Origin of the sequence: Anabaena cylindrica UHCC 0172 (assembly GCF_034931625.1) — a bacterium.
Taxonomy (GTDB): domain Bacteria; phylum Cyanobacteriota; class Cyanobacteriia; order Cyanobacteriales; family Nostocaceae; genus Anabaena; species Anabaena cylindrica_A.
In genome coordinates, this window is sequence record NZ_JAYGGY010000085.1 from 33,897 (window position 1) to 57,039 (window position 23,143).

Annotated in this window: 7 protein-coding genes; 1 reads left to right on the forward strand and 6 read right to left on the reverse strand. The window is 38.7% G+C overall.

Features of this window, described 5'->3' with window-relative positions; genetic code table 11:
* Positions 1-12: 12 nt before the first annotated feature.
* From VB713_RS17825 to VB713_RS17845, 5 genes are all read right to left on the reverse strand, one after another.
* Positions 13-1,329, reverse strand: coding sequence for a TldD/PmbA family protein (locus VB713_RS17825; RefSeq protein WP_323312854.1), 1,317 nt, complete (start codon positions 1,327-1,329; stop codon positions 13-15).
* Positions 1,330-1,470: 141 nt separating this feature from the next.
* Complete coding sequence (locus tag VB713_RS17830) at positions 1,471-2,334, reverse strand: Tab2/Atab2 family RNA-binding protein (protein WP_323312855.1); 864 nt, start codon at positions 2,332-2,334, stop codon at positions 1,471-1,473.
* A gap of 62 nt (positions 2,335-2,396) precedes the next feature.
* Positions 2,397-12,245: a non-ribosomal peptide synthetase gene (locus VB713_RS17835; protein ID WP_323312856.1), complete on the reverse strand. Its 9,849-nt coding sequence runs from the start codon at positions 12,243-12,245 to the stop codon at positions 2,397-2,399.
* 363 nt (positions 12,246-12,608) lie between these two features.
* Positions 12,609-18,335 carry an SdrD B-like domain-containing protein gene (locus VB713_RS17840; RefSeq protein WP_323312857.1) on the reverse strand — a complete coding sequence of 1,909 codons (5,727 nt, stop codon included), beginning with the start codon at positions 18,333-18,335 and terminating at the stop codon, positions 12,609-12,611.
* Between the two features lie 526 nt (positions 18,336-18,861).
* Entirely contained in the window at positions 18,862-19,743 is an 882-nt protein-coding gene (locus VB713_RS17845) for an alpha/beta hydrolase (protein WP_323312858.1), read from the reverse strand.
* Positions 19,744-19,969: 226 nt separating this feature from the next.
* On the opposite strand from VB713_RS17845, the gene VB713_RS17850 reads away from it, so the two are divergent.
* A complete protein-coding gene (locus VB713_RS17850) occupies positions 19,970-20,950 on the forward strand; it encodes a 1-acyl-sn-glycerol-3-phosphate acyltransferase (protein ID WP_323312859.1) in 981 nt (326 codons plus the stop codon).
* Positions 20,951-21,013: 63 nt separating this feature from the next.
* Here VB713_RS17850 and VB713_RS17855 read toward each other — a convergent pair.
* A partial coding sequence (locus VB713_RS17855) for a COR domain-containing protein (protein WP_323312860.1) occupies positions 21,014-23,143 on the reverse strand: 2,130 nt, incomplete at its 5' end.

The window sequence follows — 23,143 nt, forward strand, 5'->3', positions numbered from 1 at the left end:
TCTGAGAGAAGATTAACTATTCCTGCCTGTAATTGAAAGCCCTTCTAATATTAAAGAAGGAGTGTAACAAGAACCATTCCAATCAGCATCTCCACCGAGTTTAACTAGTTGTTTGAGGGCTGTGTAGACATTACCAGCCACCATCGTATCTTTAACGCGCCCAATTACCTGGCCTTTTTTTACCCAATATCCCAAATCAATATTGATAGAAAAATCACCAGAAATGCTGTCTCCCCCTCCGAGTATTTGATCAACAATTAAACCCTCATCCATTTCTTGAATCAATTCTGGCAGGGATGCAGTGCCGGGTTGAATGAGGAAGTTAAATAAACCGGGGGTGGGATAGCTACCCAAGCCAGGACGAAAACCATTTCCGGTACTACCTGTCTTTAATTGTCGCCCTGTGGTGCGATCGCTATAAAAATTTTGTAAAATTCCATTTTCGATAAATATTAAGGACTTTGTAGGCTGACCTTCATCATCAAAAGGGCAACTATAGGGGCCAGCGTCTGGGTCTTGGTAAATGGTCAGACTTGGTGAAATGACTGGTTTACTGAGTTTTTCTGCCCAAGGTGAAGACTTTTCGAGGATGCGCTTACCATTCAAAGCAGCTTGTACAGTTCCCCATAACATATCAGCAGCTTTGGAAGTGAACAAAATCGGCACTCGACCGCTAGGGGTAGCAACATTATCCTCTTCTGACCAAGCTAATCGCTGTAAAATTTGTTGAGCTACTTTATCTGGGTTGAGTTCACCCCGTTGGGTTTGTCCATCCCCAACACTCAAAAAATCATCACCTCTCACCCATTCTGCGGAGATATAACAGCTGAGGGTGGTGTCGGTATAGTGACAATCTAAACCCTTGCTATTGATTAATCTGGTGTTTTCAATATCGCATTCCCAGTCACTGTGACAGAGAACATCTGGATAAACATCACGAATGAGTGCGATCGCTTCTTGTCCCCATTTAATCAGCTTTTCTACTGGTACAGCTTCCCCAACATCAGAGTAGGATGTCAGCGAATTACCTGCTAATTCCAATAATTCCGGTTGATTGAGTTGGCTCAAAGCCAGCGATCGCTCTACCATGACTTGTGGATCTACAGAACCGTAAGCCACCGTTAGTCCGGGACGACCATTGAGCCACAGCCGCAGTGCTGTACCTTCCGATTGACTGGTTTCTAGTTGTTTCAGGCGGTTAGCCTCAAAAAACACAGGACGAGAAAGCGATCGCGACTGATACACCTCCGCAGCCTCTGCGCCAGATTTTAAGGCAAGTTCTAGCAGCTGTTCCGCTAGTGTATCTTGTGACAAATTTGCAGAAGCCATTTCCCTTGATTAATTGTGGACTTTGGATTGTAAACCCCAGATAGACGCAGTTTATTATCCCATCAGCGTGTCATAACTGTTGTAATTCTTAATTGGTAATTGGTAATTGGTAATTCTCCCCAGTCCCCCAATCCCCAGTTTCTATGGCAAATTCACCTCTTGTAATAGCCAAAATCCAGCAAAAGACTGAGCTTGGGGATCTGACTGCACACCAATGAAGTGAACTCCATTAGCTTTTGCCTTCGCTTGTGCAAAACCTTGAGCCTCAGCTAGAAGTTGGGGAGTTTTGATATTTGCGACAATCCAGCTTTCAGTTGCACCGGTTTCTAAAATTAATCTATCTCCTTGCTTAGTATCAAAGTGCAAGTAAGCCATTTCCAAACCAGACATCCAACCAGCTAAGGGTAAAGCTCTCGGTGAGAAAATCAAAATTCCTGGAATCCGATCTTCCGGTGACAATTTCGCCAATTCTAGGGGGAAAGATTCACCAAAGCCAATTTCCCACTCTGGCATTTCTGCAAAATCCCCAGCCTCTAAAGTCACAAATGCCCACTGTTTTCCTTCCAAAGCATCAGGTAAACGTTGAGGTAAAGGTTTATCTAAACGTACTGACGGATTTGCGTTCCCTTGGTACCCTGGTTCCTGGGGATAAACATCCTCCATGCGCTGCTGTAGCCATTGATTAAGAACCAAAGTGCGGCGGCTAGATATAGCGGGAATACCCACACCTTCACAAGCTTTAGTAATCATATTATTCATTTGGCGGCGGAAAAAGCGAATTTTGATTGGTGCTTCTCCCGCTTTCTCAATAGCTTCCTGTAACGCAGTCCGCAACCAACCCGAATTTACCTGGGTACTAGGGCAATATTGAGCATAGCGAAATAAAGAATCTGTTTTCGTGCGGACATCCAAGGGACTTTCGCAAACTAAGACTTCCCAAACTTTTTTTTGATTTTCGTCCAAAATCGGACGGGAGTAAAAATCGAGTTCCCAAATACTGCCCATGTTTTGCGGTGAAATCTGGCGAGTTTATATTTTGCTATGTTTTTACTCTACCAGTTCACTGCTTAAGTGTGAAAACAGCGCCTTAATTTTTCAGCCAAAACCGAAACATGAGGTTCAGCCATGATACTATCGTGATTACCAGGAATATCATGAATTTCTAAGCCACCAGCAGCTAATTCTTCCCACCTTTTGAGATAGCGAGCATATTCTTGAGATTGGTCAACCGCTCTAAAAAATATCACTTGACCTGGATAAACCGTGGGACAATAATTTTTGTAAGCTTGAGCGATCGCATCTCTAACTACTAAATGCCGGAGTCTATGCGGTAAAGGTAGATTCCTCTGCACATAAAATTGATAGACAATTTCCTTAATTTTATCCTCAATCCGTCGATTAATATTTCCCCAAATCGCAATTATTTGCTGTTGCAGTGTCAAATTAGCAAAATAGCTGCGATTACGCTTAATCATATCCATTACATACGATATAGATTCATAAATACGAGAGTTTGCTTTTCTTATAGATAAAGAATTCACAACTTGATCAGATGGCGGTATCATTTTGGGAGGATAAGCATCAAAAATAGTTAATAATTCAACAGTCTCTCCTTGTGCATAAAGTTGTTGCCCTATTTCATAAGCTATCATCCCTCCAGCACACCACCCACCCAATATATAAGGCCCATGAGGTTGAATGGTTTGTATTTCTTTAATGTAATGAGATGCCATATCCTCAATACAAGTATGATGAGGATTTTTACCATCTAAACCCTGTGCTTGTAAACCATAAACTGGTTGATCTGCATCCAGCTTAGATAACAAATTCAGGCTGTAGATCAAACCTCCATAAATAGTATGAATATAAAAAAATGGTCGTTTGGAACCATGAGGTTGAATCGGCACTAACGAAGACCAAGAACTTGAATATCCTTCATCTCGCAGCACATTAGCTAATTGTTTAATTGTCGGAGTTTGAAAAAGAGTAGTCAGCGCAATATTTTTACCAAATATCTTTTCAATTTGAGCAAATAGTTTTACAGCTAGTAGTGAATGTCCCCCCACATCGAAAAAGTTATCGTTTAAACCAATAGGACGGACACCTAAAACATTCTCCCAAATCTTTGTAAGTTGCAGTTCCAAATTATCAGATGAAGTTACATACTTTTCTGTTGCCAAACTCGTCAAATCAGGCGCAGGAAGAGCAAGACGATTAATTTTTCCATTAGGAGTCAAAGGCATAACATCAAGCATGACAAAAGCCGCAGGAACCATATAATCAGGCAACTGTTCTTGCAGGTAATGTTTTATTTCATTGATAATTGAAGACTGATGAGAAATAAATACATCAATATTTGTACTAGGAATAATATAAGCAACTAATCGCTTTTCTCCAGGTATATCTTCTCTAGCAACCACAACAGTTTCCTTCACATCAGGATGTTGTTTTAAAACAGCTTCAACTTCCCCTAATTCAATCCGAAAACCACGAATTTTTACTTGAAAATCCTTCCTGCCTAAACATTCTATAGCACCATTAGCTGTTAATCGGCCTAAATCTCCCGTGCGGTAAATCCTCTTATTTCCATGCGTATCATCTAAAAACACAGCTTTTGTTAATTCTGGTTTCTGCCAATAACCTAGTGCAACATGAGGACTTCTAATCGCAATTTCTCCATAAATATCAGTTTGTTTACCCTCATCATCAAGCAAAAGAATTTCAGTATCTTCAAAGGCATAACCGACAGGAACATACTGCTGAGTAATCTGGGTGTTTTTATCAATTAAATATTGAAGATTAAAAGAAGATTCTGTAGAACCAAGACCATTAACAAAAATACATTCATCATCAAAGTACTTTTGATACAATTCCACATCACTTTTAATAGCCTGTTCTCCTCCCAACACTACTAAACGTACTTGAGAAAGCTGTATTTTTTCCCTTGATTGTTTTTCAGATAAAATCTGTATAAAGCTTCTATAAACAGTGGGAGTAGAATGATAAATAGTAATTTTCTCTATCTCTAACCATGTAGCTAAATCAGCTAAACCTTCTGCTTTGATATCAAAGGGGTAGAGAGTAGCACCATTCAAGATAGCAGAAAAAATATCTATCACCGCTGCATCAAAACTATAAGATGCAAATAAACTTAAATTATCATTTTGTGAAATATGGAGATTATTGGTATAGTTTCTGATGAAATGTAGAACATTCCGGTGATTTTGGATAACCCCTTTCGGCTTTCCTGTCGAACCAGAAGTATAAAGAATATAAGCAAGAGTATCTGGTGATATTGGTTGATTAATTTCTATAGCAGAACCACTAATATTAATTTCATCAATATTAATAATTGGCAGTTTTCCCTGAATTAATTCTTGAGCTAGAAGCAAATTTTTATGATTAGTTAAAACCACTTGAACAAGAGAATCTTCTAAAATATAAACAACCCTATCTTGAGGATATTTGGGGTCGAGAGGAACATAAGTTTTACCCGCTTTCAGCACTCCCAAAATTGCCGCTATCATTGGTGCATCATGGTCAAATAACAAAGCAATATTAGCCTGTGTATTTAAACTTTCTTCAAGAATAATTTTAGCAATTTTATTGGCTTGGAAATTTAATTCTTGATAAGTCCATTGATAATTTTTGGTTTTGATAGCAATATTATCGGGATATTTTTTAACTTGCTCTTCAAATCGTGCCGGGATAGATTGTTCAATTTCTAGTTTTGAAAACTCAATAAATGAATTAATAGGACGATGAGAATTACGGAAATGAGATAATTCATAACGTTCTCTTTCAGTTATAAGAGAGAAAGTCGAAATAGGTTTTTCTGGATGAACAGAAAGTCCTGTCAACAATCGCTGGAAATGTTTTGCCATCCATTCAATTGTATCTGCATTAAAGAGAATATTGTTATAAACAAATTGCAGATGAATCTCATTATTCTTTTCTTCTATATAGAGATTCAAATCAAACTTAGAAGTAGTTTCAATAATCGTTATAGGCTCGATTTTTAAATCATTAAGTTCAAGAGCATTTATATTCAAATTGATCATATTAAACCAAACTTGAAATATCGGAGTATGGCTTAAATGTCTTTGAGGTTGGAGTTCTTCGACTAACTTTTCAAAAGGTAAATCTTGGTGAGCATAAGCATCTAAAGTAACTTGCCGCACACGATTTAGTAATTCTCGAAAACTAGGATTGCCACTCAAGTCAGTCCGCAAAGCTAAAGTATTGACAAAAAACCCAATTAAGTCTTCAATTTCTCTGCGGTTACGTCCCGCAATAGGAGTTCCCACAATTACATCATTTTGTCCAGTATAGCGACAAAGTAATATCTTGAATGCTGCGAGTAAAGTCATGAACAAAGTTACATTCTCTGTTTGTGAAAGTAATTTGATACTTGCAGTTAATTCTGAAGATAAAATCAGAGAATGAGTTGCTCCTTGATAAGTTTGCATTTTTGGACGGGGATGGTCTGTAGGCAATTCTAATATAGGTAAATCACCACTTAATTGTTGTTTCCAGTAAACAAGTTGAGACTCTAAAATTTCACCTGTCACCCAGTCACTCTGCCACAGAGAAAAGTCAGCATATTGGATGGTAAGTGGTGATAATGGTGAGGAATTTCCTCTAGAAAATGCTTGATAAAGTGCTGCCATTTCCCTTCGCAATACATCATCAGACCAGCCATCAAAAATAATATGATGAATATTAAATAACAGCAGATATTCTTCTGGACTCAATCGCAATAGTTTGACACGAAATAGTGAATCTTTAACTAAATCGACAGGTTTTCCTGCTTCTTGATTGGCTATTTTTTTAACTTCTATTTCTCGGTTATCATCCGATAAAAGTTGTAAATCAATGATAGGTAAATTAAAAGTCATATGATCAGTGACTACTTGAATTGGTTGTCCGTCTAATGAGATAAAATTCGTGCGGAGAATTTCATGACGTTGGATGATTTCACTAATGGTTTTTTCTAATGCTGTGATATTGAGTGAACCCTGGAGTCGTAATATCAACGGCATATTATAAGCAATATTGTTGGGTTCTAATTGTGCTAAAAACCAAAGACGCTGTTGAGCGAAGGAAAGTGGTATATTTCCCTTTTGTTTTCTAGGTTCAATTGCTGGTAATGATAAAGAATCAGAGATTTTTTCAGTATTGTAGATATGCTCAGAAAGTTGGGAGATGGTAGGAAATTCAAATAATAAACGTAGCGGTATTTCTATGTTAAAGGTTTTTCTGATTCGGGAAATGAGCATTGTGGCCAGTAATGAATGTCCACCTAAATTGAAGAAGTTATCATCAATGCCAATGGTTTCTACTTTAAGTAACTGACTCCAAATATTAGCCAGGATTTTTTGTGTAGGAGTTATAGGAGCAATATAATGATTTTGAGGAGTAGAAAAATCGGGAATAGGAAAAGCATGATAGTCAATTTTGCCGTTGGGAGTCAAAGGAAAAGATTCTAAAACCACAAAGGCAGAAGGAATCATGTAATCAGGTAGTTGCTGTTTGAGATATTCACGTATTTGATCAGAAATTTCTGATTGTAAGGGGATGAAATCTGCATTTCCAGATTTAGGAATAATATAGGCAACTAATTTTTTATCACCAGGAATATCTTCTCTCGTGATCACTTTAGCATCCCGAATAGTTAGATGTTTATTTAATAGAGCTTCTATTTCTCCTAATTCTATCCGAAAACCACGAATTTTTACTTGGTTGTCAATGCGACCTAAAAATTGAATATTACCATCTGGGAGGTAACGAACTAAATCACCAGTTTTATATAATTTTGCATCTTCAAAGGGATTGGTAAGGAATTTCTGTTCTGTTAATTCTGGTCGATTTAAATAACCTAGTCCTAAACCTTCTCCACCAATATATAATTCTCCAGTAACACCAATGGGAACGGGATTTTTTTGTTGATCAAGAATATATACCTTGCGGTTTGGTAATGGTCGTCCAATGGGAATATTGTTGTAAGATTCTATTGGTGTAATTTCTGGAGGTACTGTAAAAGTGATTGCTGTTATTGTTGTTTCAGTTGGTCCGTAAGCATTAATTAAACATATTCCTTTGAGGGAACTATTTTTCCAAATTTTTAGGGTTTCTGGTGGAAGTGCTTCACCACCACAAATGACTAATCTGAGGTGATTTATGGGATTAGCATCAGCAGTTTCAGCCAAAAATTGCAACCATTGATTCAGGTAAATTGGAGGAATATTCACAACCGTTAAATCGTAATCAATCAATTTTTGGTGAAATTCCCAGGGAGTTAATAATTTTGCATTGACTAAGATGAGGGTTGCTCCAACTGCCAAAGTGGGTAAAATTTGCTCTAAGGATACATCGAAACTCAGGGATGCAAATTGTAAAATGCGGTCATTGCTTGCCTTTAACTCATAATGCTCTATGATATTCTGAGAGTGATGTGCGATCGCTTGATGAGATATCAAAACCCCTTTGGGAATACCTGTCGAACCAGAAGTATAAATCACATAAGCTAGATTTTCTCCAGTGACGCAACTCTGAAGATTATTTACCGATTCGTTGGAAATCTTTTGCCAATCTGCATCTAAATTCACGACTTGCAGCGAATTTACTGATAACTTAGCAGCTAAAAATTCCTGAGTCAAAAGAATAGAAACTTGTGAATCCTCCATCATAAATCTCAGACGTTCTTGAGGATAAACCGGATCTAGAGGTAAATAAACACCTCCTGCTTTGAGAATTCCCAACAACCCGACAATTCTTGCCAAAGATGTTTCTAAACACAATCCTACTAATTTATCGGCTCTAACTCCCAATCTTCGCAAATAATTTGCTAATTGATTCGCACGTTGATTCAGTTCTTGATATGTTAGTTGTTCATTCTCAAACACCACCGCGACTGCATCAGGTGTTTTCCTTACTTGTTCTTCAAACAACTGATAAATCAATTGATTCTGAGAAGAATTTACCTCAGTCTGATTCCATGCAATTAATAATTGATGTTTTTCCTCTGTTGTAAGTAAAGGCAATTTCCAAATATTTTGCTCAGGATTGGCCAATATCCCAGATAATAAAATCTGAAAATTTCTAATCATTCGCTCCATTGTCGAATCATCAAACAAATCCGTATTATATTCCCACTCACCTATTAGTTGTCCATTTCGTTCTTCCATTGACAGAGTGAGGTCAAATTTTGCAGTTTGTGTTGCTGATTTTAAAGCTGTCACCGTCAAATTTGATAGCTGTAATTCTCCCATTGGTGCATTTTGCAAAGCAAACATCACCTGAAATATAGGAGTATGATTTAAATGACGTTCTGGTTGCAAAACCTCAACTAACTGTTCAAATGGGACATCTTGATGAGTATATGCTTCTAAACATACCCGTCGGACTCGACTTAGTAATTCTCTAAAACTAGGATTATTACCTAAGTCAGTCCGCAATACTAAAGTATTCACAAAAAATCCCATCAAACCTTCAATTTCTCTGCGGTTACGTCCTGCAATGGGAGTTCCCACAATCACATCTTCTTGACTACTGTAACGGCAAAGTAATACTTTAAATGCTGTTAGTAAAGTCATGAACAAAGTCACACCCTCTTTTTGAGCCAGAGATGTAATGCTTGTAGTTAATTCAGGTGATAAAATAAAGGATTGTGTTGCTCCTGTATAGGTTTGCAGTCTGGGACGAAGACGATCTGTAGGTAATTCTAATAGAGGTAAATCTCCACTTAATTGCTGTTGCCAGTAATTTAATTGCGATTCTAAAATAGCACCACTCAGCCACTGTTGCTGCCACAATGTAAAGTCTGGATATTGAATAGGTAGTTGTGGTAAAGAAGAATTTAAACCTTCACAATAAGCTGTGTAAAGTGTTTTTAATTCATCAAAAAAGATTCCAAAAGACCAACCATCAAAAATAATGTGGTGAATATTCATTAATAGCAGATGTTTCTCTGCATTCAATCGTATCAAGGTGATGCGAAATAGAAAATCTTGAGCTAAATTAACAGTTTTTTCTGCTTCTTGATTAACGATTTTCTTAACTTCTGCTTCCCACTGTACATCAATGATGGGTAAATGGAAGTCAATATTATTAATAATCTGAGTTGCTTCTCCATCTATAATTACAAAATTAGTGCGGAGAATTTCATGGCGCTGGATAATTTGATCAATACTTTGTTCTAATGCACTGATATTGAGTAAACCCTGAATCTCAAAAGTGTAGGCTAGATTATAAGCAGTGCTATTTGGTTGTAATTGATCTAAAAACCAAAGACGTTGTTGAGCAAAAGATAGTGGCAGATTTTCTTGGTATTGTCTAGGTGCAATTGCTGGCATTGATAACTTATGATCAGTTACTTTGGTAATGCCAATTTGTGCAGATAATTGAGCAATAGTCGGAAATTCAAATAATAAACGTATAGGTATTTCTTGTCTTAATACTTGTCTAATTCTGGAGGTTACTTGCGTACCTAATAGAGAATGTCCTCCTAATTCAAAGAAGTTATCATGAATGCCAATATTTTCTATTTTCAGAACCTGACTCCAAATTTGCACGAGGATTTCTTCTGTGGGATTACGGGGAGCAAGATAATTATTTGCAGAAGCTGAAAAATCGGGAACAGGAAAAGCTCGATGGTCAATTTTGCCGTTGGGAGTTAAAGGAAAAGTTTCTAACACCACAAAAGCAGCAGGAATCATATAATCAGGTAAATTTTCTTTGAGGTATGCACGAATTTGATGAGATATTTCTGATGTGGAATTTTCACTGTTAGTAGGGATAATATAAGCAACTAATCTTTTATCTCCAGGAATATCTTCTCTAGTGATAACTTTAGCTGCTCTCAGATTTGGATGTTGATTTAATACGGCTTCGATTTCTCCTAATTCAATTCTGAAACCGCGAATTTTTACTTGATTATCAATGCGTCCTAGATATTCAATATCACCATTAGGTAAATAACGTCCTAAATCCCCCGTTTTATAAAGACGAGCATCTGGTTGATGATTAAATGGGTGCGAAATAAACCTTTCAGTTGTTAATTCTGGTCGTTTTAAATAACCACGCGCTAAACCTGCACCTCCAACATATATTTCCCCAGCAACACCAATCGGTACAGGTTGCAGTTGAGAATTTAAGATATAAAGTTGTAAATCGGGAATTGCACAACCGATTACTTTTGATGGAGAACTGAGATCAGCTATATTGATGGGACGATAGGTAACATGAACGGTGGTTTCCGTAATCCCATACATATTCACTAATTGAGGAGACTTGTCTCCATGTGTGTCAAACCAAGGTTTTAAGCTTTGAATATTCAGTGCTTCTCCACCAAAAATCACAAAGCGTAAGTTCAAATTATGCTCATTTTTTAAAGATGCTTCTATTTGCATCAGTTGCTGAAAAGCTGAAGGTGTTTGATTTAAAACTGTAATTTTTTCGTGAGCTAATAATTGATAAAATAATTCTGGTGAGCGACTGACATAATAAGGAATAATTACCAAACGACCACCATATAAAAGCGCACCCCAAATTTCCCAGACGGAAAAGTCGAAAGCATAGGAATGAAAAAGACTCCAAACATCATTGTGATTAAATTGAAACCAAGATTGAGTAGCTGCAAATAAACGCACGACATTAGAGTGAGGAATGAGAACACCTTTAGGTTGACCGGTTGACCCAGATGTATAAATAATATAGGCTATGTTATTGGTTTTAACAGTTTTTTCTATCTTGTCTGAGGGTGTTTTGGTGATATGTTCCCAATCGTGATCTAAACAAACTATTTTCGCTTGATGTTCTGGTATTTTTGCAATTAAATGCTGTTGTGTTAATAGTATTGATACCTGGGAATCTGATAACATGAAAGCTAACCGCTCTCTGGGATAGGTAATATCTAAAGGTACATAAGCTCCACCTGCTTTCAGAATACCTAATATACCAACAATCATTTCTAGAGATCGCTCTGTGCAAATACCAACTAAAACCTCTGGTTGTACTCCTAATGTTTGCAGATAATTGGCTAATTGATTCGCACGTTGATTGAGTTCTTGATAAGTTAGTTGTTCATTCTCAAATGCTACTGCAACTGCATCAGGTGTTCTCTCTACTTGTTCTTGAAATAGTTGATGAATGCACTTATTTTGAGGATAATCTGTCTGAGTTTGATTCCACTCAACTAATAATTGATATCTTTCTTTTTCTGTAAGTAAAGGTATATGAGCAAGAGTTTGTTCGGGAAGATTAATTATATTTGTTAATAGAGTTTCTAGATGTTCTAACATTCTCATTATGACATCGTCTGCAAATTGAGTTTGCTGATAGTGACTTTTTATTAATAAATCTGACTCTGTATCAATAGATAAAATTAGAGGATAGTCAGTCAATTTAAGGCATTCTAATTTTTCATAATTTCCAAATATCACCAAGATTTCAAATAATGGTAATTCTGGGTAAATTTCACTCCATTCTCGGATTTGTTTTAGGGGAGTAGATTCGCAATTGATCAAAATTGACCATTGTCTTTCTAGTTCTTCTAACCATGCTAATAATGAAGCATTGGCATCAACGGAAACTTGCACAGGTAGAATGTCGAAATCAAGTTTTTCTTTGATTACACCAAAGAGAATATCTGTTTCTCTAGTGTAATGACTTAAAAGTAGAGCTAATGCCCCATTAATTAAGGTATTAATGCTTAGTTTATGGTTTTGAATAAAAGTTTTCAAATCTGAATTTTTACAGCTTGAAATGCGAATTTCCTGGGTTTGATGGGATGAAGAACAAGGAGTGCTTGCAGGTAATGTGAGAGGATCTGTGAAATCTCGCAAAAAACTCTGCCAGAATCTTTCAGGATTGGAATAGGAATTTAAAGGAGTATTTTCTACATTTTGATTTTTCATAATTAATCTAATTTTTTGATTTTTTAGTATACAGCAAAAAGTTCATAATTTAACCAAATATAGAACCCCCTCTCTAAATCTCTCCTCGTGAACAGGGAAAGCCAGTTTTTTCATCAATAAAAAGTAAAATTCCTCACCATTTTGAGTATGCTTAATCGGCGAAAGTTAGCATAAAAAATCTCAGAAAGCCGACTATAATCCACAATCTAAAATTGTCTGAAATTCTATCTATATCATCCAAAGTATTTGACCCCCGCCAAACTCAGAGTTTAACGGAGGAATTAGATTAAGCAGGAAGAGCGAACTGCTTGCAGCAGCGCTTACGCTATCGCTAAAATTAGTACTTCTAACGATTTATGCGTTTCATCCGTGGAAAACATTGTCTGCAAGACCTAGACCGTTGTTGTAATTATCCAGTGCTGTATTAATGATACTACCAGCATCTAAGGGATAGAGAACATTGGTGTTGGATTTGTAAGGACTTGGTAAATCAGAAGCATTGGAAATACCTAAATTCCAGTAGCTATTAGCAAGCCGGGGGCTACTGGCAGTGCTACCAGTCATTTGGTATATCGCGCCATCACCTTTCTTATCGCCATTTTCGTCTGGAGTGAAGGCTTGCAACCAATTGATGCCTTCGTTGATATAGTATCGAGCATCTTTATCGTTTGGATTGGCTGTGTCAATGGGGTTGCCAGCAAGATAATTCAACCAACTAGCAACCAAAGAGCGACCAAGATCATACCGTTTATCTCCATTGGGATGCTCTGAAGAATCAACCATTTGGAGTGCTTGAGCGCGGGTATAGAAGATGGTATCTTCTCCTGCGTCTGTTTTGCCATTGCGGTTGTAGTCACCGATGAGTAGCCCTATGTCATACTGTCCTTTCACTGAATCAAGAACTTTTCCAGGCTGTGCAGAGTTGGTATAGGGTGCAAACAGAAGATCGCTGTTGGGGAAATTGGCTTCTTCTTTTTGTGATGGTTCGTTGCCTTGGACACCATCCCAGAATTTTTGCCAACTTGTATTTTGCCAGAATCCAGGAGTACGCACACCAGGAGCTGATGGAAGGTTTGAGCCAGCGATGACTGTATTTACATCAGTAGCGTTGTTGTTAGCCAGATTGGTGTCAGTGAAACCACTGGGTGCAGTTACTGTGGCAGTGTTAGTCAGAGAAATCGTTGTTGGCGGAACATATTTCTGAACATCTAAATACTCAATCTTAAATTGATCGTTTGCATCCCCTGTTTTACCGGCAATCACTAGAGTATTACCAACATTATTAGCTGCATTGATATCTGCCCAGCGATCGCTACTACCACCGAAGTTGACTTCAGTGAAGCCAAAGTTGTTGAGAACAGAATCACTTAAGGTGAGGTGATTATTGAATGGATTATTAAAGTTACCAATCCAAACGGAGATATCACTGTCATCAATTACATAATCGAGGAAGGCACGATCAACAACCACTGAATCAGAGAACTCAAACAGAACATAGTTATTCCGTCCCACATTATCCACACGATGCAGTCCGCCAGAACCATTACCTTCACTGCTGTCGGTAACACCTAAACCACCAGTGTAGCTACCGAGATAGGCAGTTTTCCAACTTCCAGAACTATCTCGACTAAATGCACTTGTTTTGACTGAGATACCGTCCTTGGTGAAAGTCCGAATATTACCATCTGTTCCATCTGTCCAACTATTACCACTGAAGTCAAATTTGCTAGTTGTAGTGTTGGTGTTGGCACCGGATGACCCAGCGCTGGCAGCTACTGTACCGTTCACCGTATAAGTGATGCTACTACCACCTGTCAGAGTCACATAATCGTTGATATCACCTGTGCCACTGGTTTCATTATCCGTAGCTCCTCCGGTTGCCACACTTGTCCAGGTGACGTTGGTTAGATCACTGGGCATGATATCGCTCACCAGGGCGTTGGTAGCAGTGATCAGACCATTGTTATTGACGACAATGGTATAGGTTATTTGCTGTCCAGGGGTAACAGTTGTCAAACCGTCGGTTTTGGTAATTGATAAGTCGCCGATATTTTTGATTAGTCCTGCGTCAATCGTCAAGTCATCGGTCGTTCCCACTGAGAATTGAGCCGTTGTTCCGTTCGTATTGACAACATCACTATCAGCCACATCGTTACCTACATTAGCAGTGGTGAATCCATCGAAGCCGGTGGGTTCAACAAATTGAATGCTGTAGGTGCTATTGGAGTTAACAGTGAATTGGTAGAGACCGTTGGCATCGGTGGTCGTTGTCCCGACTTGAGTACCCCCTTGGTTAAAGAGCTTAATAGCTACACCTGCAACGCCAGATTCGCCTGTATCTTGGACACCGTTACCGTTTGTGTCGTACCAAACGCGATCGCCAATTTTCACGTTGGAGACTGCAACCACAGTGTCAGTATCGGTAGCACTGTTGTTGTTGGGGTTGGTGTCGTTGAAACCAGTGGGAACAGTCACTGTAGCGGTGTTAGTCAGAGAAATCGTTGTTGGCGGAACATATTTCTGAACATCTAAATACTCAATCTTAAATTGATCGTTTGCATCCCCTGTTTTACCGGCAATCACTAGAGTATTACCAACATTATTAGCTGCATTGATATCTGCCCAGCGATCGCTACTACCACCGAAGTTGACTTCAGTGAAGCCAAAGTTGTTGAGAACAGAATCACTTAAGGTGAGGTGATTATTGAATGGATTATTAAAGTTACCAATCCAAACGGAGATATCACTGTCATCAATTACATAATCGAGGAAGGCACGATCAACAACCACTGAATCAGAGAACTCAAACAGAACATAGTTATTCCGTCCCACATTATCCACACGATGCAGTCCGCCAGAACCATTACCTTCACTGCTGTCGGTAACACCTAAACCACCAGTGTAGCTACCGAGATAGGCAGTTTTCCAACTTCCAGAACTATCTCGACTAAATGCACTTGTTTTGACTGAGATACCGTCCTTGGTGAAAGTCCGAATATTACCATCTGTTCCATCTGTCCAACTATTACCACTGAAGTCAAATTTGCTAGTTGTAGTGTTGGTGTTGGCACCGGATGACCCAGCGCTGGCAGCTACTGTACCGTTCACCGTATAAGTGATGCTACTACCACCTGTCAGAGTCACATAATCGTTGATATCACCTGTGCCACTGGTTTCATTATCCGTAGCTCCTCCGGTTGCCACACTTGTCCAGGTGACGTTGGTTAGATCACTGGGCATGATATCGCTCACCAGGGCGTTGGTAGCAGTGATCAGACCATTGTTATTGACGACAATGGTATAGGTTATTTGCTGTCCAGGGGTAACAGTTGTCAAACCGTCGGTTTTGGTAATTGACAGATCACCAACATTTTGATAAACACCTGCATCTAAAGTGAGGTTGTTTTCACCAGAAGCAAGAGTGACAATCTGAGTTTTGCCAGTGCTGGGATTAGCATCGGAGTCTATAGAATCATCAGTACCTGCATCAGCTTGAGTAAACTGATATCCCGCAGGTAAACCAGAGAATTCAACTTGATATTGTTCCCCTGGAGTCAGTCCTGCGAAGTTGTAATTGCCATTAGCATTTGTAGTAGTGGTGACGGTAGTATCACCAATACCATTGATAATGCCATCTGCACCCCCAGCAATCAGGGTAACGCTTATACCAGCTACACCTGCTTCTCCTACATCTTGAATGCCGTTGTTGTTGTTATCAGCAAAGACATAATCTCCTAATGATGCCAAGTTATAGAACCCTGCATCAATTGTGGGGTCATTTTCCCCTGGTGACAGGTTGATGACATCTGAAATTAAGCCATCAGAATCAACGCTATCATCCCCACCCACATTGCTTGGACTAATTTGGCTAAACCCATCAGGAGTGACAAACATCACCTTGTAATCCCCTGGAGTTAATCCTTCAAAGCTATATTTGCCATCACTATCTGTTGTCGTGGTGGCAATCACTGCACCTGTGTTGGGATTAATTAGCTTGACTGTAGCTTCTGCAATTCCGGGTTCGTTGGCATCTTGAATTCCATCTGCATTTAAGTCGTGCCAGACAAAATCTCCTAAGCTGGCAAGGAGAACTAACCCGGCATCTAATGTACCGTTGAATTCTCCACTTGTTAAGGTGACGGTTTGGGTTAATCCTGTGGCATCTGCATCACTATCCGTTCCATCATCTCCCACATTTGCTGTTGTGAAGATATAGCCATCAGGAGATGTGAATTTAACTTGATAGTCTCCAGGAGTTAAACCAGCAAACAGGTATGAACCATCTGCATTAGTTGTGCTTGAGTTAATTACTTGACCATTTTGGATGAGTTCTACTGTGACACCATTTAAGGCTGTGTCTCCTGCATCTTGAATGCCGTTGTTGTTGTTATCAGCAAAGACATAATCTCCTAATGATGCCAAGTTATAGAACCCTGCATCAATTGTGGGGTCATTTTCCCCTGGTGACAGGTTGATGACATCTGAAATTAAGCCATCAGAATCAACGCTATCATCCCCACCCACATTGCTTGGACTAATTTGGCTAAACCCATCAGGAGTGACAAACATCACCTTGTAATCCCCTGGAGTTAATCCTTCAAAGCTATATTTGCCATCACTATCTGTGGTGGTGGTGGCAATCACTGCACTTGTGTTGGGATTAATCAGCTTGACTGTAGCTGCTGCAATTCCGGGTTCGTTAGCATCTTGAATTCCATCTGCATTTAAGTCATGCCAGACAAAATCTCCTAAGCTGGCGAGGAGAACTAACCCGGCATCTAATGTACCGTTGAATTCTCCACTTGTTAAGTTGACTGTTTGGGTTAATCCTGTGGCATCTGCATCACTATCAGTTCCATCATCTCCCACATTTGCTGTTGTGAAGATATAGCCATCAGGAGATGTGAATTTAACTTGATAGTCTCCAGGAGTTAAACCAGCAAACAGGTATGAACCATCTGCATTAGTTGTGCTTGAGTTAATTACTTGACCATTTTGGATGAGTTCTACTGTGACACCATTTAAGGCTGTGTCTCCTGCATCTTGAATGCCGTTGTTGTTGTTATCAGCAAAGACATAATCTCCTAATGATGCCAATTTATAGAATCCTGCATCAATTGTGGTATTGATTTCTCCACCGACTAAGGTGACAAGATTAGAGGTGAGGTTATTGTTGGGGTTAGCATTAGAATCAAGGGCTGTATCGCTGGTTTGAAGATAGGGACTAACAGCATGAAAATCGGTCGGTAAGCTAAATTTCACCTGATAGCTACTAGGCAGCAAGGGACCAAACTGATAGTATCCTTTTTCTATTTCTGCTGTGTGGAGGTTGTCTCCAGTAATAGTTGTGCCAAGAACATTACCGTTTGTATCGAGTAATGTTACTGTTACACCATCTATTCCTTCTTCGTTGGCTTCTTGAATTCCATTAGCATTTAAGTCATGCCAAACAAAATCTCCAATACCCGCAGTTTTGACTTCCATCAAGATGGGCTGCTGTCCAGATCCTTTAATGATGACACCCAAATCTTGTCCTGCTACTGGTACAAAGCTAGTGCCATTAGTTATGGCCATATCCACTAGCCTATCTGCGTTGGCCTGACTATAGTCTTGTAATGTATTATAGTCACCGCTATTTAATATGTTCGTCTCACCAAGAAGTATCCAGATGGCTAACTGCACATCATACTGTGTGTAATCAAAGCCATTGTATTGATATTTATTGTTGACGATATTGGCTTCTTCAGTAACGTTATTTAAAAGCCAATTGATTTGCTGGAGTTTATCCAGGTAAGGGTCAGGCAATGAAGTGATTGTCTGTGAACCTGTATAAAGTATACCTGTAGGAATGTTTCCATAGCTGGAATATACACTAGCGTTGTTATAAGTACCTTTAGCAATGTTAAAGTTACTGTTAATACACCAAGCGTCATAAACTCCATTGAGTAAGCCGCCATTAGTAATGGTGACATTTATGTAACTGGGTAAAAGAGATACCGTTCCTGCTGTTGGTGTATCGTAATTGGTGATTATTTCAGTAGAGTTGGTTGGTAATGTTGAGTTGAAGATTAAGAGATTTTCATCTGCCATAACTTTATCCTTGTATATGTGTGAAGTAATTCAAAACCTAAGTAGAAAAATGCAAAAGACAAACTATGCCATGACAAGTAAGGTTGCCTAAAAACCTCTTTTTTCATGACTGATAATTTGTCATAACGATAGTTTTTAATGCCAACTTATTTATCAATTTGTATCTTTTAAATGAAAAATAAGTTAGCTTTCAATAACTAACTAATAGTAATATTACTGAAGTTCCAATTACTATGGCTTTTCGTGAAATTTCTACAAAGATGTAGGCATATTATGTAAAGATTAAGCATTTTGTGGTGAAATTCACCTAAAACTGTCTGAAGATAATTTGTCTAAGTAAGAATAATAAGTCTTGAATCTAACCGAGATTATACTGGTTTCCATACTGCCCGGTTAAGACTCTCAAATTTGTCAGTTGGTTTGGGTAAAGAGGGTAAAGGTTTTTTCTGCCTCCCATTCCCCCTGTTTTACCCTGAATTTTTCACAAAATCGCGTTGCTCTCCCTTCAAACGCAGTCTACGTATTTTCAATCATTGCTCATCGCCGGTTCTAATCGGCCTATTTCAGAGGGTAAATGTTGTTCCATCCAATTACTTAGATCGGTTAAGACTTGAGGATAATTAATGTCACAATGTAAATCGTGATAGGCTTCCGGATACTCTATGCGTAGTTTATCTGGGTAAGTTACTCGCTGGTAGAAAAGTTCACTGCCCTCAGGTAAAGCGACTCTGTCTGCACCACCATGTAAAATTAATAGGGGTACTTTCCATTCGGCAGCATGGGCATGAATCCAGGCAAGTGTAACGAAGAATTCTGTGGAGAAACGGGCTGTGGCGCGGGTATGCCGCAAATTATCTTGATTGTAGTTAGTTATAATTTTTGCATTTCGTGAACCAGCCGTTGTGTCTAGTCCCGTATTTAAGGAAAAACGCGGCCACACCTGGGAGAGCATTTTTCCTAACATTATGCGAATAGGTGATACTCCCACTTCTCCAATGCTTGGTGCAAAGGCAATCACACCTTGCAATGCAGATGTATCTTGGGGATAGTGCAGAGTGTAGTCTAAAACTATCATTCCGCCCATGCTATGACCAAATAGGAAAATTGGGCATCCTGGTTGCTGCTGCTGAATCATTTGTAAGAAGGCTCGCACGTCATCACGAAACTCAGCCCAAGTATTTATGTAGCCTCTTTGACCTGGTGAGCGCCCATGTCCACGTAAATCTAAGCCATAGATGGCATATTGCTGGGGTAGCAAATGCTCAATTACATTTTTGTAAAGTCCGCTGTGTCCTCCCAGTCCATGTACCAGTACTAATATTGCCCGTACTGCACCCCCTTTCCAGCTTTGGTAATACAGGTCAAGTCCCCCAACACCTTTAAATGTGCCTACGCTGTGGTAAATCATAGGGTTAATTTTTTACGTTCTTTCCCAGCAAGCTATGAGCTTATCAACGTACATTGTAGGGAAAATAGCTTCTAACTGTGGGAAGAATTACAGAAATTTTGAGTTTTTGTGACGGATTTGCTTAAATATTGTTATGTCTTGGATATGACAAAGGATAACTTTGATATATATAGACTTCTGACAGGGGAGTATTTTAGAGTAGACAATCAACCATTATGATTGGTTCATGAATAGTTCTTCGAGCGAATCTTCTCCTGAAGTCCAAGCTGATGGGGAATTGAGATCAAGTCATCAGCCAGAATTAGAAACTTTACCGCCTTTGACTGATGCAACTATCAAGCGGGTAAGGGAAGGTGTGGCTGCGGCGTGTCATCGCTCTATTCGTCATACTATAGAAACTACTCTCAATCAGTTATCTGCTATTAGTCAGGAATATAGGGAACCACGAGTTAATGCTCATATCAGACGTTGGGTAGTGCGATCGCTCATTCATGCTCTTTTTTCTATCAGAGTCCAAAACATCGAAAATATCCCGCCCATACCAGCCATCTTAGCTGCTAACCATCTTCACCACTTCGACCCTTTAGTATTACTCTCAGAAATTCCCACCCAACCCCACTATTACATTCTCGGTGATGCCCGCACTCTCTACAACAAATTCTGGAAACGCTTTATTTTAGGTTTTGCAGGTGGTGTAATTCCCTTAGAGCGAATTTGGGGTGAAGAACTCGCTGTTATAGCTGCTGCGAAAGCTGGACAGGAGGAGGTGAAGGAATTAGCTACAGCCATTCAAGAAAATGTCAACCCCGGTGGAGATATCCAGACGTTACGCCGCATAGATCGGATTGTTGCGGCCATTTTTAATCATGGAGATGGGTTGATTCTCTTTCCTGAAGGGAGATTGGGAACTGCTGAGGGTCATTTGCATCCTTTCAAACGCGGGACGGTAATTTATGCTTTGCGGGCTGGATTACCAATCATACCAATTGCATTAATTGGCACTCATGACTTGTTTTTGAGAAAAAAGTTAACGATTCGTGTGGGTGAACCTTTATACTTTCCCCCAACTAAAAGGCCGAAGCGTCAGGAAATAGATACTGCTTTAGCAGCATTGGAAAAGGCGATTCAGGCTTTGTTACCTACAGATTATCAAGAACCAAGGGGGATAAAATTGTTACGGCATTTTCTCAATCGGATGTTGTGGTGAAAGGAAGTAACAAGATTTTTTCTCACGCAGAGGCGCAGAGGCACGGAGAGGAAATAAGAGGATTTATTCTGCTTCTAAAAATCCTTTGATGGTTTCCGCTGGAATACTAAAAACAGGATGATTAAATATCGCTTTTAATGCTTCTAATCCACCAGCTTTAAGTGCAGATATTAATCTGGATTTTAGGGTTGGGTTGCGTTTAATTTCTTGATGAATGGCGTTGGTTATTCCTTCGTTTGTCGCTGTTTGATTGTTTTTAGATAATTGATGAAGCAGTTGTTGGATTTCTGCTGCGGCTTCGGCTAAATTCTGTTTTTGTTCTGCTGTGTAATTATTTTGATTAAATGTGACATTACTACCAGATTGGGCTGTATCTACAAATTGGTTATTTGCATTTCTTTGGTCATATTTAGATTGATAAGCTTCTGACATGGAATTACTCTCTGTTGTTACGTGATTATGAATATTAATTACATTAAATGATTCTTTTTTCTGGTTGTCAAGTTCAGTTTGTAACGGTGTAACTTGGGTTTGCAATTCTTGATTTAATTCTTGGATTAGTAGACTCACATCATCAATTAACCTGCGAACATTAACCATTTCAAAACTATTTTCGCACTCGATTTGATAACGATTAGCATATAAACGTTTACGTAATGATTCTAGAGGATAAGCATGAGGTGTTTGACTTCCTTCACATTCTTTGCAGTTACAAGGAACAAGAGTATCATATTTCAAACGCTCAAAAGAACGATGTATTTTATCGAGTTCGTGTGTGATGACAGTCAACAATTCTTTTTTACGACTTCCGACTACACGGATTTTAATTTCCTTTTGATTATAGTTTTCAATTACTTCAGCACGAGTTTGATCTTTATTGAGAATAACGCCACTTCTCCAAACTTGTTTTTGCTCTTCAATCCAAGGATGTGTTTCTACAATGAAGCGAGTGATAATTCCTTTGGGCATGAATTCATATTTGTAGCGTAAAATTAAATTATGGGATTTATCCCAGGTGTATTCAGGTTGGTTGATGTCGAGTAGTTGGGGTGAAATATATTTCCCGTCATAATTAGGAATTGGGTAACAAAGTTTAAACCGCATCATCAATTGCAGCAGTTCATCTCTCATGTCAGTATATTCGACATCTTTCCAAATTTCTGCAAGATTCTCTTGGGTAAAACATCCTAAATTTTTAATAACGTTTTTATTGTCTAGCACTTTGTAAACTGCTGTAGTACCCCATTCTGGTTTGAGGATGACATAGTGTTTAAGTGTAGGATCATCTTGAAAATGCAAGCAAACGCCGAGGTCATGCAAATAGCGACCTAGCAGCAGCATATCCTCACGTTTAGTTAAACTATTGAGTTTACAAAGGTTGTAGTATTCTTCAAGACTGATATAGTTGCGAGATTCGGTTTCTAAATCAGAACGAACTTTCACCCAAATTTTTGGTAGAGGTGTACCAACATGAGGAAGTTTATTTATGTATTGCTGAATAGCATTTTTAATTTCTATTAAACCACGATTAGTCGCTAAGTTAGCTGGTAAAACTTCTTTGAGATTTAGAAATTCTCCTCGCAATTGGCGTTCGTTGACTTCACATTGACGTTCTTGTTTTTCGTTTTTAATAATGATAACTGGGCTATTATCACTCAACAGTTCTACAACTTTTAGCCAATAATAAAAATCAGTATTTTCTTTACGATCATCCGCAACTAAGGCATAGAAAGAACGTGAAGTTAGAAAAAATTGGTGGGTTTGATGATAAATTTCTTGTCCACCAAAGTCCCAAATGTTAACACGAAATTCTTGACCATTATCTAGGTTGAATTTCCATTGAATGACATCAATACCTTCAGTTAATTTTTCATCTGATCGAAGTTCGTATTTTTCATTTTCAATCTTCTTTACCAAAGAGGTTTTACCTGCACCTCCTTCACCGACAACCAAAAATTTAGCCTCATATAAAAGATCAGATTCTTGTTCTAACTGTTGCCGATAAAAATTAAGAATTGCTTGTAATCCCTGCGCTTTTATTTCTGGTGGAAGATTGATTATTTTTTTCTCATCAAGTTCAAGTTGCTTCAAGTTAGTGAGTTGTCCTATTTCCGGTGGCAGACTGCTGAGTTGATTGTTACTGAGGTAGAGGGATTGGAGGTTGGTGAGTTGTCCTATTTCTGGTGGCAGACT